The organism is Flavobacterium sp. IC2-16 (assembly GCF_055521455.1).
On the sequence record NZ_CM145480.1, the window covers coordinates 2502264 to 2516719 of the forward strand.

Consider the following 14456-nt stretch of genomic DNA (forward strand, 5'->3'; position numbering starts at 1 on the left):
AATGAAATACTATATAGCCATATTATCTTTTCTGTTTTTTGGATTTTCTGCACAAGCACAAGATTCTAAAAAAGCTAAAGATTTGCTAGATCAAGTATCGAGTAAAGTAAAAAGTTACGAGAATATTCAAATAGGATTTAGCTATTCTTTTCAAAACTTTAAGGATAATGTAAATCAAGAAAGTAAAGGGAATGTCACCATAAAAGGGAATCAGTATGTTCTCAACTTTATGGGTGTTACCAAAATTTTTGATGGTGTTAAAAATTATACTATTGTTCCTGAAGATGAAGAAATTACTATTTCGAAACAAGACGATAGGGATGCTGATGCCGTTACGCCTGCGAAAATGTTAACATTCTTCAATTCCGGATTTAAATATTCTTGGGACATTCTTCAAAATGTTAAAGGAAGAAAAATTCAGTATGTTAAACTCATCCCGGTTAGTTCTAAAGATAATCGTAAAGAGATACTTATAGGTGTTGATGCACAAACAAAAAACATCTATAATTTGATTGAAATTGGCAAAAACGGTTCTAAAACAATTATCACTGTTAATTCTTTTAAAACAAACCAACCAATTTCAAAAAATCATTTTACCTTTACGCAGAGTAAATATCCGAAATACTACATCAATAATTTAGACTAATTTTTCAAGTGAAAATACTTGACCGTTATATCTTAACCTCCTTTTTGAGCACATTTGCTTCGGTATTTGTAATCCTCTTTTTCATCTTTATTTTACAAGGGGTTTGGCTTTTTATTTCCGAATTGGCAGGTAAAAATTTAGATGTAATGGTAGTTGTAAAATTTTTGGTGTTTTATTCCCCTAAAATTGTTCCGCTGGTTTTACCATTGTCAATTTTATTGGCATCTATTATGACGTTCGGTAGTTTTGCCGAGAATTATGAATTTGCTGCCATGAAATCAGCGGGTATTTCTTTAAAAAGAGCTATGAAAGTGCTAACTATTTGTATTTTCATGCTTAGTATTTTAGCTTTCTTTTTTGCAAATAATATAATTCCAAGGGCCGAATATAAGTTCATCAATCTTCGTAAAGATATTTTACAAACCAAACCTGCAATGGCTATTGCAGAAGGACAGTTTAATACGATTGGGAATTCGAATATTAAAGTCGATAAAAAATCAGGTGAAAATGGTGAGCTTCTAGAAGGAGTAACCATGCACGTTAAGTCGAATCAAGGCTTTGGTAATAAAACAGTGATTAAGGCTAAAAACGGAGTTTTAAAAAGCGATAATAGTTCAAGTATCTTAAAGTTAGACTTATTGGATGGATATTATTACGAAGATATTTTACCTCAAAAAGTTGAAGAACGTGACAAACAACCTTTTGCTAAAGCATTTTTTAAAAAATATACCATTAACATCGATTTGTCAAAGCTAAATAAATCGGAAGATCAAGGTGAAATTGTGAATACAAACACCATGTTAAATGTTAATGAACTAAATTATACTATCGATTCTCTTCAAAAGAGTTATAAAAAGGATGTAGTTTCTTTTTCAGATAATATCTCGCAAAATGTTGAATTTGCATTAAAACCAAAACTAACAGTTAATTCCAGAAATTTTAATTCTACAGAAGATGTTTTAAAATTGTTTACTTCTGATGAACAAAAAAGGATTTTTGAAATGGCTAAAAACAACGTTTCTAGTACTGATTTTTCTATTGATGTTGGTAAAAACGATTTGTTTGAAAAACAAAAGAATATCAACAAACACTGGATTGCTTTACATGAAAAATTTGTTATTGCTTTTTCATGTTTACTAATGTTTTTTATTGGTGCGCCATTAGGAGCAATTATTCGAAAAGGTGGATTAGGATTGCCTATTGTTTTTGCAATTTTGATTTTTATTACGTTCCATTTTATAAATACCTTTGGTAAAAAAGTAGCCCAAGAAAACGGGATGCCACCATTTTTAGGAACATGGCTATCTTCTATGGTACTTACGCCTTTAGCCATAGTATTAACTTACAGAGCAACAAACGATATTGGAATTATGATTAATTTCGATTGGATTACAGAGCCATTCCAAAAACTATATAGCAGACTCTTTAACGGAAGTAAAGAAGACAAATAAATACAATATAATGCTAACTACACAACACATACAACTAAACACAATCGAGGAAGCTATAGAAGACATCCGACAAGGAAAAGTCATTATAGTAGTTGATGACGAAGATCGAGAGAATGAAGGTGACTTTTTAGCTGCAGCCGAAAAAATCACTCCTGAAATGGTTAATTTTATGGCTACTCATGGTCGCGGGTTAATTTGTACTCCATTAACCGAAAGTCGTTGTAAAGAACTCGACTTAAAGGCTATGGTTTCCAATAATACCGATCATATGGAAACGGCTTTTACTGTTTCAGTCGATTTGAAAGGACATGGAGTAACTACTGGTATTTCTGCTTCCGATAGAGCAAAAACAATTCAAGCATTAATAAGTCCGGAAACTAAACCGTATGATTTGGCTAGACCCGGACATATATTTCCATTAATTGCTAAACAAGGAGGCGTGTTGCGTCGTACAGGACATACCGAGGCAGCTATAGATTTTGCCCGTTTGGCAGGATTTAAACCAGCAGGTGTTATTGTGGAAATTATGAACGAAGATGGCTCTATGGCCAGATTACCACAATTGTATGAAGTGGCTAAAAAATTTGATTTGAAACTGGTTTCAATTGAAGATTTAGTAGCTTACCGAATGCAACATGACAGTCTAATTGTAAAGAAAGAGGATTTCGATATTGAAACCCGTTTCGGAACTTTTAGATTACGCGCTTACGAACAAACAACCAATAAACAAGTTCACATCGCTTTAACCAAAGGAACCTGGAATTTAGGAGACGCTGTATTAACAAGAATAAATTCATCTCAGGTTAATAACGATTTATTAGGGACATTAACTAACAATGCAGATAAGCAACTAGACGAAATGTTCAAAGTTATAAACGAGCAGGGTAGTGGAGCGGTTATTTTTATCAACCAAGATATGCAATCGGTTAGTTTGTTGAGTAGAGTGTCTGAATTGAAAGCATTACAATCGCGTGGTGTGATGAAAGCACCTAAAATTGTTATCGATAGCAAAGATTTTGGTATAGGCGCTCAAATTTTACATGACATTGATATTTCTAAAATTCGTTTAGTAACCAATACCGACCAAGGAAAGCGTGTTGGTATGATTGGATATGGTTTGGAAATTGTAGAGTATGTAAATTATTAGAAAAAAAATAGTTTTCTAAACCTATATAAATGAAAGAGTTAAAAAAGATGATGAAATAAATTGTCTTTTTTTGAAAAAAAAGGTTTGCAGAAATCAAAAAGCTTTCTATATTTGCACTCGCAATACGGAAGTAGGGCAAACATATTGGAGAAATGGCAGAGTGGTCGATTGCGGCAGTCTTGAAAACTGTTGACTGTAACAGGTCCGGGGGTTCGAATCCCTCTTTCTCCGCAGAAGTTCAAAATGAATCCTTGGAAGTTATCTTTCAGGGTTTTTTTGTTTTTACGTGTTTCTATCGGCATGATTTCTTCCAAACAAAAAAGTAATTAAGTTGTTATCTATATTTATGATACTTATCTTTAAGACTCATTAACATTGAAAAGTCGGGTTAAAGTTTTTCTTTTGTGAATTGCACAGATTAGCATTGAAACATTAAAATGAAATTACTATCAACATATAGATTATTAAATAATTTAAAATTAACTCAGTTTGTTTTAATAATGAGTTTTTTAAATTTTATATTTTTTCATTATCCTTTTTTTAAATATGTTTTTAATAATCTTGAGTATAAAAGCTTCGGAGGTGTTATAATCATTGCTAGTCTGGTTGTTTTAATGCTGATTCTAAATGCTTTTCTGTATTTTCTATTCTTTTTCGTATCCCGTTTTTTCGGGAAGTTTTTCTTGATACTATCATTTTGTATTAATTCAATAGCATTATATTTTGTAAATACGTATGGCGTAATAATAGACGAAAGCATGATTGGTAATATACTCAACACCAATTATGAAGAATCAAGTAGTTTCTTATCTCTAAAACTATTGGTTTATTTCATTTTATTTGGAGTCATGCCTAGTATTTATATCATTAAAGCTAGAGTGGTAAGTGTAACCTTCAAAAGGTTTTTGGTTATCACTTCTTTAACCTTATTATTTATTCTAACTTTAGTTTTTGCCAATGCCAGTAATTGGTTGTGGATTGATAAAAATTCTAAATCGCTAGGCGGACTTGCCATGCCATGGTCTTATTCGGTTAATGTCTCTCTTTTTTATATTCATAAGTATAAAAAAAATGAACAGGAGATTTTACTTCCAAAGGCTTCAATAAAAGATAATCAGAAATCGGTTGTAGTATTAGTTATTGGGGAATCTGCAAGACGTCAGAATTTTTCTCTTTACGGCTATAAGAAGAATACGAATCCGTTACTTTCTAAAATATCAAATGTATATCATTTTAATGCTGTTTCAAATGCTACATATACAACCGCTGGGGTAAAAAGTATTTTGGACTATAAAGAGACTAACGATTTATACGAAATTCTACCAAACTATTTATACAGAAATGATGTGGAAGTTGTTTGGAGAACTACAAATTGGGGTGAGCCGCCTGTTCATATTAAAAACTATCAAAATAGAGAATTCTTAACGTAAGACTGTAAAAGTGATGCCTGTAATTACGATGAGATTTTAATATCAGGGTTAAAAGAACAGATACGAGCTAGCCAAAAAAACAAAGTACTCATTGTATTACACACAAGTACCAGCCACGGTCCAACGTACAATAAAAAATATCCGACGCAGTTTGAAGTTTTTAAACCAGTTTGCAATAGTGTGGAATTAAGCAATTGTTCTCAAACCGAACTAATGAATGCTTACGATAATACTATTGTTTATACAGATTATATCTTATCTAAAGTTATTGATGATTTGAACGATTTGAAAGAGTATAAGAGCGCCATGATTTTTGTGTCGGATCATGGGGAATCATTAGGTGAAAAAAACTTATACATGCACGGATTACCCTTAAGTATTGCACCAAAAGAACAATACGAAATTCCGTTTATTGTTTGGCTTTCTGATAATAGTTTGAAACAGGTAAAATCAAATGCAGAGCTATCTCAATATTATGTGTTTCATAGCGTTTTAAATTTTCTAAACATAGATAGTCCAATTTATAATGAGGATATGAATATTTTTAAAAGTAAATAAGCAAAGAGACTATTTGTTGATGATTTGAAATAAAAATTAAAATTGTGGTGTGTGTGATTGAGTTTTGACTCTAGACGATGTATTCGTGCTATAAAAAATGGCTATAAATACCAATTAAACAAACTGGTTTTATATATTTGTTTTTCCTAAAAATTAATAAACCAAACTAAGGAAAAACTATTTATGTCTTTTACCGATTTATTCAGAAGAAAATCTACTGCAACTATATTAAAACAAGGAGGAGATGGTGAGCATGCTACCGGACTTCATAAAGTACTTACCGTTCGTGATTTAACCTTTTTTGGAATTGCCGCCATTATTGGTGGGGGAACGTTTTCTGCTATTGGAAATGCTTGTTTTTCGGGTGGGCCAGGAGTAATTTTATTGTATGTAATATGCGCAATTGCTTGTGGTTTTACCGCAATGTGTTATGCCGAATTTGCTTCTCGTGTTCCAGTATCCGGTAGTGCTTATACGTATGCTTATGTATCTTTTGGTGAAGTATTCGCCTGGATAATTGGTTGGGCTCTTATTATGGAGTATTCTATTGGTAATATTTACATAGCTTTTTCATGGAGTGGTTATTTTACCAATTTATTAGAAAGTTTCCATATTCATTTACCGGAATGGTTAACAATCAACTACCAATCTGCTCATTCAGCTTTTCTGGATAACAAACCAGGTGAAGGTTTTAACGCTTGGCAAAATGCACCAATGATAGGAAACTTAAGAGTTATTTTCGATATGCCTGCCTTTGTAATTAATTTGATGATTACTTATTTGGTTTACAAAGGAACTAAAGAGTCTAAAAACTTCAGTAATATAATGGTTATGATTAAGTTGGCCATTATTGTTTTAGTTATTGTTGTTGGAGCTTTTTACGTAGATATAGAGAATTGGACTCCTTTTATGCCAAATGGTTTTGGAGGTGTTATGGCTGGAGTATCGGCAGTATTTTTCGCATATATTGGTTTTGATGCGGTTTCAACTTTAGCTGAAGAATGTAAAAACCCACAACGTGATTTACCTAAAGGAATGATTTATTCATTGGTGATTTGTACCGTAGTATATATTATTCTGGCAATGGTATTAACAGGAATGGTTAAATACGACTTGCTAGGGGTAAGTGATCCTTTAGCTGAAATTTTTGCCTTAAAAGGTGTAAAGTGGATGTTGTTTATTGTTTCCATTGCAGCGGTTGTTGCAATGACTAGTGTAATGTTGGTTTTTCAAATGGGGCAACCTCGTATTTGGATGACCATGAGTCGTGATGGACTAATGCCAAAAAAATTCTCTGAAATTCATCCAAAACATAAAACGCCAGGTTTTGCAACAATAGTAACGGGGTTAGTGGTTGGATTGCCAATTTTCTTTACCGATGAAAACTTCGTTTTAGACTTTACCAGTATCGGAACCTTGTTCGCGTTCGTATTGGTTTGTGGAGGTGTGTTGATGCTTTCGCCACAAAGCGAAGCCGAATTAGCGGAACGTAAAACAAATGGGAAATTTAGAATTCCATACATCAATTCGAAATTTATTTTTCCAGGATTGGTAGTAGTTTCCGCCTTAGTAGTAAATTATATGTTTCCTACATTCTTTTCAGAAACATTCGATTTTTCTGAAGACAAAATTGCCACTAATATATCTATGGTTGTATTTTTCATTTTATGTGTAGTAATGGCTGTGCTTTCTTTTATGAAAAATCTTTCCTTGATTCCGTTGTTGGGATTAATTTCGTGCTGTTACTTGTTAACCGGAATGGCAGTTTCTAACTGGAAATGGTTTGGTGTTTGGTTGGTAATTGGGTTAGTATTCTATTTGTGCTACGGATTCAAAAACAGTAAATTAAATTCAAATAAACTTTCACCTTCATTAGAAGATTAAATAATAATAAAAAATCCCGATTTTACTCGGGATTTTTTATTGAGGTATATTTTCTTGGTAAACTTCAATGTCTTTTTTATTGTAATAAGTACAGGTCATTTTCGCCATATCTACAATCCATTTTTCAATGCCGTGTTTAGCACTCTGGTTGATAAATGTTAGATAGTCGCTATTGCCTTGTTGATGTGCTTTCAAATCAGATTTGAATTGGTCCGAATTGCAGGTATCAGAAACTAATATTGCATCATATTTTTCAGATGAAGCGGCTTTAAAATTGTTAGCGCCATAGTAATTGGTATGTCCATCAGTAACATAGGTTTCATAACGAATAACACCAATTACTTTTAATGCTTTGATGTAATCTGGAAAATCTGCACCTGATTTCACTTTACTATGGGCTTCGTGTATTTGTTCTATAGAAAACATTTTTTATGAAATTTTATTATGATACTAAGTTACGAGAAAAAAAAATCCGTTGTGTAATAACAACGGATTTTTAAATTATCTAAAATTTTAAGAAGTCAAATAGTCTATTTCAAATACACATTAAAGTAATCTGCAATTTTTGCATACATGTGAATTCTATCTTTACCTGAAACATTGTGCTCATGGTTAGGATATAAGAAGTAGTCTACTTGTTTTCCAGCCTTAATACAAGCTTCAATAAAATTCATACTGTTTTGTTGCACAACCACAGGATCTTGTGTTCCATGAATAATTAACAAGCGACCTTTTAAGTTTTTGGCTTTATCTAATAATGACGCTTTAGCATAACCTTCAGGGTTTTCTTGTGGCATATCCATATAACGCTCACCGTACATTACTTCATAATATTTCCAGTCGATTACCGGTCCGCCGGCTACACCAACTTTAAACACATCTGCATGATTGGTCATTAAGGAAGTTGTCATGAAACCACCAAAACTCCATCCGAAAACACCAATTTTATCAGCATCTACAAATGCTTTTGATTTTAAGAATTCAATACCTTTCATCTGGTCGGCCATTTCATTAACACCCAACTGACGGTGGTTTACATCGCAGAATTTTTTACCACGAGAATCACTACCACGGTTATCCAAAGTAAATACAACATAACCTTGTTGTGCCATGTAATAATCGAAGTAGCCGCCGCCGCCCATCCAACGGTTGTTTACCAATTGCGCGTGTGAACCTCCGTATACATAAAGCATTACCGGATATTTTTTAGTAGCATCAAAATTGCCTGGATAGATAATTCGTCCGTTTAACGGTGTTTTTCCATCTGCCGACGTAATAGTAACCAATTCCATTTTTGGCATGTTGATTTTACCCGTAAAAGGATTATCAGCTTTAACCAAAGTTGTTGCTTTTTTCGATTTTACGTCGATAACTGAAATTTCGTTAGGAGTAGTTACATTGCTGTATTGGTCTAAAACCATCGTTCCGTCTGAAGAAACAGAAGCAGTGTGCATACCTGAAACAGTTGTTAACTGAGTTGTTTTTCCAGATTTAATATCAACTTGATACAATTGTTTGTCCAAACCATTGTTCGCCGTTCCCATATAGTTGATTTTCGTTCCTTTAGCATCAAATCCTAAAAGATCTTTAACTACTACATCTTTATAACCAAGGTTTTTCAATAATTTACCATCGGTATTGTACAAATACATTTGGTTGAATCCGTAAAAATCAGTCTGATAAATAAATTGGTTTGGATTGTTCGGAACAAAAGTTAAAGCATGTTGTGGCTCAACCCATGTTGCTGCTTTTTCTTCAAATAAGGTTTTTACAAAAGCTCCTGTAGCAGCGTTATATTTATTGAATTTTAAATGATTTTGTTCACGATTCAATATTCCAATGAAAATGTATTTTCCAGTTGGTTCCCAAGAAACCATGGTTAAATATTGTTCTTTTGGTTCGCCAGTTTGAATGGTAACTTTATTTCCGGTTTTTACATCGTAAACCACTAGAGTTACATTTTCACTGGTCATACCAGCCATTGGATATTTAATATCTTTATTTACTGCTTCACGTTCGTTCCAGTTAATGATAGGATAGTTGCCTACCATGGTTTCGTCTTTTCGGTAATAGGCCAATTGTGTTCCGGATTCGTTCCACCACATTCCGCGGTCAATTCCAAACTCTTGACGGTGAACATAATCTGTACCATTAACAATTCCAGGGTTTTGATCGTTGGTTACTTCGATAACGTTTCCATTTGAGGTGATGCGTATATTGTTATCTTTTAACCAAGCTACATTTCCATTAGCTGAAAATTTAGCCTGTGAACCTTCATTAGAATATGTTACAGCGTTTGTAATTTGTTTAGAAACTACATCGTAGGTTACTTTGTAATTGTTCTTTTTTCCTGCAACTTCAGTCTCAAAAGCAGTATTGGTAGTCCATTCGAAAGAGAATGGAAACGTGCGTACTTCAAATTCATCGTTTGAGAATTTAGCTTTTAAAGCTGTTTCAAAATCAGATTTGGTTGCCAATGTGGTTTCTTTCCAACCGTTTGCAGCATTTTTTTCCAATAAATTTGAAAAATCAGAACTTAAGTAGGTAACCGATTTTACATTTTTACGCCACTGTTGTGCGATTTGTGTTGTTGGAGCGTATTTTCTACCACCCATAACAGTTTCTTCTATGGTGAAGTTTTGTTGAGCAAAAACCATTGATCCCGTTAGAAGAAAGAACAGAGTAAACTTTTTCATCAATTAAAATTTTAAAAGGCTAATTTATATATATTAGAATTCTTAAGCTGTTAAGAAAACTAAAAATTATTTGATACATCAATTAGTTGTTGGAATTCTGTAATTGTTACATGTTAGAAATCAAATAAAATTTCTAATAGAAAAAAGATTCACTACGGTGAAGTTAATTTTTGATGAATTTAGAAAAATGTACCCCAGAATCTGAATCCATTTGAATAAAATAATGACCTGAAGAAATTGCAGAAAGGTTTATTTGTGATGTATTTGATTCATCTTTTAGTATAATTTGTCCCAAACTATTAAATATAGTAATTGATTTAATTTGCTGATTTTTTTCTGAATTAATGTACAGAATAGAATCAACGGGGTTAGGATAAAGTGTGAATAAAGTTTCTGAAGTAAAACTTTCAGTTCCCAATATGCAATTTGCACATGTTGTGGAAACAGTAACACCACTAGGAATTGTTTCATATAGTCCTACGTATACTGCTTGATATTCTCCATCATCATGGCAAATAGTGTTTAATGATGGAAGATTGCCAAAGTAAAAACTCTGGAGCGGTGGAGGTGTCAGTCTTTGTGTATAATAATCTGGGGAAATAAAATTGTTTTTCAAATTAATGTTTTGAAGATTAGGATTATTTTCTGCCCATAAAGCTGTAATTGCTGTACCGCATGTATTAATTTCCTGCAATAAGGTGTTGTTACAAACTAAGCGCCAAAGATTTAATAGATTGGATAAGTTAATTGTACTAATAGGGTTGTTACTAATCCACAAATCTTCTAAGTTTTCTAGCTCTTCAGTCTCTGTAACACTTGTTATTTGATTATCCGAACAATATAAAGTTTTTAATGCTGCTAAATTTGATATGGGTAATGTGGCAATTGAATTATTTTGAATTTGCAAATTTTCTAAATTGATAAAGTTTTCAATTCCATCTAATACAGATATGCCTGAATTGCTAAGGTTTAAACCGAAAACACTAGCGGCTTCATTTAATTCAATTTCATTATTATTGTTTGAGTCTATTACAATGAAATTACCATTTACATCCCTTGCAATGTCAGAAGAAGTATCAGCAAGAAGAAGTCTGTTCTTAAAATTTATGTCAGTGAAATTTATGGTTTGTGTATAACTCACCACTGAAATAAATAATATAAACAAGGAATAGTATTTTTTCATCATTCTTTTTTTTCAAAGTTAATGATTTAAAAAAAGAAATCCGCTAATGAAAATCAAAAGCGGATGACTAACTAAAAAACTAAAAAACTTAATTTAAAATCGAAAGTTCCTTCATACATGCTTTCATCATGTTGTAGGTTCTTTCAATATCGTTATCTAAACCAATGGAGAAACGAATCAATCCGTCGGTTAGTCCCATTTCTTTTTGTTCGTCTAAAGGAATTTCAGAAGATGTTGAAGTTCCCGGAGCAGAGAATAACGTTTTGTAGAATCCTAAACTTACTGCTAAATAGCCAAGATTTCTTTCCTGCATTAATTCCATTAATTCGTTGGCTTTGTCTAAGGAACCTACATCAATAGTCATCATTCCGCCAAAACCGTATTCCGGATTAATCATCGTTTTATAAATTTCATGACTTGGATGTGATTGTAAACCAGGATAAACTGTCTTGATTCCGTCTGCTTCAAATTTCTCTGCCAAATATTGTGCGTTGTAACTGTGTTGTTTCATGCGAATGTGAAGCGTACGAAGGTTTTTCATTACCGATGCCGAACGCAAACTATCCATAGTTGGTCCTAATAGCATACTGGCACCATCGTTTACATTTTTCAAAGCATTGATAAAATCCTGCGAAGCACAAACTACACCACCAACGGTATCACTACTTCCGTTGATGTATTTTGTTAAACTGTGAATTACAATATCGGCACCTAATTTAGCCGGAGCTACAGATAAAGGTGAGAATGTATTATCTACTACCAATTTGATATTGTGTTTTTTGGCAATTTTAGCCAAAGAAGCAATGTCAGCAACTTCTAACAATGGATTACTCACCGTTTCGCAGTAAAGTACTTTTGTATTAGGTGTGATAGCAGCTTCAACAACATCCAATTTTGTAATGTCTACAAATGTGGTTTTGATACCCATTCTTGGAACAAAATTCTTTAAGAAAGCATATGTTCCACCATAAATGGTACGACTTGAAACAATGTGATCTCCATTTCCACACAATTGTAATAAAGTAGGTGTGATAGCGCCCATTCCGGAAGCAGCAACGTTTGCAGTTTCTGTACCTTCCATAGCAGCTAATGCTTTGTCTAGGTATAAGTTACTTGGAGACGAATGACGCGAATATAAATAACAGCCTTCAGCATTACCTTCGAACGTATCGAACATGGTTTTTGCGGAAAGGAAAGTATACGTTGAACTGTCAGAAATAGAAGGGTTGACACCTCCAAATTCTCCAAAATATTGTAAATCCTGAATTCTGTCTGCTGGATTAAAATCTGCCATAATAATTATTTTTTAGTAGGTTGTTTGTAGTTAATTAAAGGTCAAATAAAGCAGATATTCGAAAAATAATCAATACATATTAAATTATTTGGATTAATATTCTTATTTTTTAATATTTATTAGTTTATTTTTCTTTTTTATTCTTAAATTTGGACTTCAAACCAATTTTTTTACCCTTATGAATTTTGATGCCATCGATAGAAAACTGCTCAAACTATTACAAACAGATAGCAAACAAACCACTAAAGAGTTGTCTTTAAAGTTAAATCTTTCGGTTACCGCAGTATATGAGAGAATAAAAAAGCTCGAAAAAGAAGGCGTAATTTCTAATTATGTGGCTTTGGTTAATCGCAATAAAATTGATAAAGGTTTTGTGGTTTTTTGTCATATTAAATTAACACAGCACAAAATTGAATTTATCGATCAGTTTGAAAAAGAAGTGGTGAAACTGAATGAGGTGCTGGAGTGTTTCCATGTTAGTGGTGATTACGATTATATTTTAAAAATATGTTTAAAAGACATGGAAGAATACCGTGAATTTATGGTAACCAAACTTACCACGTTACAGCATATAGGAAGCACCCATAGTACCTTTATGATTAGTCAAGTGAAAAGTACTACAGTTTTTGAAATTTAATTCAGAAATAACGAATGAAACCAATCTCGAAATAAACAAAATTCCTTAATTTTGTCCTGCGAAATTTTTAAAAACACAACATAAAATAAATACTATGAGTTCATTTGACGTAGTTGTTATTGGTTCTGGTCCTGGTGGATATGTAGCGGCAATTCGTTGCGCACAATTAGGAATGAAAACAGCCATTATTGAAAAATATTCTACTTTAGGAGGTACATGTTTAAACGTTGGTTGTATTCCGTCTAAAGCCATGTTAGCTTCTTCTCACCATTACGAAGAATTACAACATTTTGCAGATCACGGAATTGAAGTTTCTGGTGAGGTGAAAGTCAATCTTCAAAAGATGATCGACCGTAAACAAGCGGTAGTTGATCAAACTTCCGGAGGTGTTAAATATTTGATGGATAAAAATAACATTACAGTATTTAACGGTGTAGGTTCTTTTGAAAATGCAACTACTATCAATGTTACTAAAACAGACGGTTCTGTTGAGAAATTGGAAGCTAAGAATACAATCATCGCAACGGGTTCAAAACCATCTACTTTGCCTTTCATCAAAATTGACAAAGAAAGAATCATTACTTCTACCGAAGCTTTAAAATTACCGGAAGTTCCTAAACACCTTGTTATTATTGGTGGTGGCGTTATCGGTTTAGAGCTTGGACAAGTATATTTACGATTAGGAGCTCAGGTTTCTGTTGTAGAATATATGGACAGAATCATTCCTGGTATGGACGCTGGTTTATCGAAAGAATTAACCAAAGTGTTGAAAAAACAAGGCATGAAATTTTATACCTCTCATAAAGTTCAGGCGGTTGACAGAGCTGGGGAAGGTGTAGTGGTGAAAGCTGAAAACACTAAAGGTGAAGTAATTACTTTAGAAGGTGATTATGCTTTAGTATCAGTAGGTCGTCGTCCTTATACAGATGGTTTGAACGCTGATAAAGCTGGAGTTAAAATCACAGAAAGAGGTCAGGTTGAAGTAAACGATCATTTACAAACAACAGCTTCTAACATTTATGCAATCGGTGACGTAGTTCGCGGAGCCATGTTAGCACACAAAGCGGAAGAAGAAGGGGTAATGGTTGCTGAATATTTAGCAGGTCAAAAACCTCATATCGATTATAACCTAATTCCTGGAGTTGTATATACTTGGCCAGAAGTTGCTGCAGTTGGTAAAACAGAAGAGCAATTGAAAGAAGCCGGAGTAGCATACAAAGCCGGAAGTTTCCCTTTTAAAGCGTTAGGACGTGCTCGCGCAAGTGCTGATATTGAAGGTTTTGTAAAAATCTTAGCCGATGCTAAAACTGACGAAGTTTTAGGAATCCATATGATTGGAGCAAGAGCTGCCGATTTAATTGCTGAAGCAGTAACTGCAATGGAATTCAGAGCCTCTGCTGAAGATATTTCAAGAATGTCGCACGCACACCCAACGTTTGCAGAAGCTATCAAAGAAGCGGCTTTAGCTGCTACAGATAACAGAGCATTACATGTATAATACTTAGTTTATATAAAAAAAGCCGTTCAACA

General features: G+C 33.2%; 10 protein-coding genes, 1 tRNA gene and 1 pseudogene. 8 read left to right on the top strand and 4 right to left on the bottom strand.

The window, feature by feature from the left end; translation table 11 throughout:
- Nucleotide 1: 1 nt before the first annotated feature.
- The 6 genes and pseudogenes from lolA1 to ACZ1JT_RS11635 all read left to right on the top strand — a co-directional run bounded on the left by lolA1 (nt 2) and on the right by ACZ1JT_RS11635 (nt 7116).
- Nucleotides 2-646: an outer membrane lipoprotein periplasmic chaperone LolA1 gene (gene lolA1, locus ACZ1JT_RS11610; protein WP_465093993.1), complete on the top strand. Its 645-nt coding sequence runs from the start codon at nt 2-4 to the stop codon at nt 644-646.
- Nucleotides 647-654: 8 nt separating this feature from the next.
- Entirely contained in the window at nt 655-2097 is a 1443-nt protein-coding gene (locus tag ACZ1JT_RS11615; protein ID WP_465093994.1) for an LptF/LptG family permease, read from the top strand.
- Between the two features lie 10 nt (nt 2098-2107).
- The gene (gene ribB, locus ACZ1JT_RS11620; RefSeq protein ID WP_465093995.1) at nt 2108-3244 is read left to right on the top strand and encodes a 3,4-dihydroxy-2-butanone-4-phosphate synthase; all 1137 of its coding nucleotides are present in this window, start codon (nt 2108-2110) and stop codon (nt 3242-3244) included.
- Between the two features lie 146 nt (nt 3245-3390).
- Nucleotides 3391-3475, top strand: a tRNA-Ser gene (locus ACZ1JT_RS11625).
- 206 nt (nt 3476-3681) lie between these two features.
- A pseudogene (gene eptA, locus ACZ1JT_RS11630) lies at nt 3682-5232 on the top strand (phosphoethanolamine--lipid A transferase EptA).
- 183 nt (nt 5233-5415) lie between these two features.
- Nucleotides 5416-7116 (top strand): amino acid permease, encoded by a 1701-nt coding sequence (locus ACZ1JT_RS11635; RefSeq protein ID WP_465093996.1) that lies wholly within the window; start codon nt 5416-5418, stop codon nt 7114-7116.
- Between the two features lie 36 nt (nt 7117-7152).
- Here the strand turns inward: ACZ1JT_RS11635 and ACZ1JT_RS11640 are convergent, their stop codons facing one another.
- From ACZ1JT_RS11640 to ACZ1JT_RS11655, 4 genes are all read right to left on the bottom strand, one after another.
- Nucleotides 7153-7542, bottom strand: a complete 390-nt coding sequence (locus ACZ1JT_RS11640; RefSeq protein WP_465093997.1) for a DUF1398 domain-containing protein — start codon at nt 7540-7542, stop codon at nt 7153-7155.
- 104 nt (nt 7543-7646) lie between these two features.
- Complete coding sequence (locus ACZ1JT_RS11645; RefSeq protein WP_465093998.1) at nt 7647-9812, bottom strand: S9 family peptidase; 2166 nt, start codon at nt 9810-9812, stop codon at nt 7647-7649.
- 163 nt (nt 9813-9975) lie between these two features.
- Nucleotides 9976-10998, bottom strand: coding sequence for a T9SS type A sorting domain-containing protein (locus ACZ1JT_RS11650; RefSeq protein WP_465093999.1), 1023 nt, complete (start codon nt 10996-10998; stop codon nt 9976-9978).
- A gap of 85 nt (nt 10999-11083) precedes the next feature.
- On the bottom strand, nt 11084-12289 hold the full coding sequence (locus ACZ1JT_RS11655; protein WP_465094000.1) for an aminotransferase class I/II-fold pyridoxal phosphate-dependent enzyme: 1206 nt from the start codon (nt 12287-12289) through the stop codon (nt 11084-11086).
- 178 nt (nt 12290-12467) lie between these two features.
- Here ACZ1JT_RS11655 and ACZ1JT_RS11660 point away from each other — a divergent pair, with 178 nt between their 5' ends.
- Together ACZ1JT_RS11660 and lpdA are read left to right on the top strand one after the other, a co-directional pair.
- Nucleotides 12468-12926 (top strand): Lrp/AsnC family transcriptional regulator, encoded by a 459-nt coding sequence (locus ACZ1JT_RS11660; RefSeq protein ID WP_465094001.1) that lies wholly within the window; start codon nt 12468-12470, stop codon nt 12924-12926.
- Nucleotides 12927-13020: 94 nt separating this feature from the next.
- On the top strand, nt 13021-14424 hold the full coding sequence (lpdA, locus tag ACZ1JT_RS11665) for a dihydrolipoyl dehydrogenase (RefSeq protein ID WP_465094002.1): 1404 nt from the start codon (nt 13021-13023) through the stop codon (nt 14422-14424).
- The last annotated feature ends 32 nt before the right edge of the window (nt 14425-14456 follow it).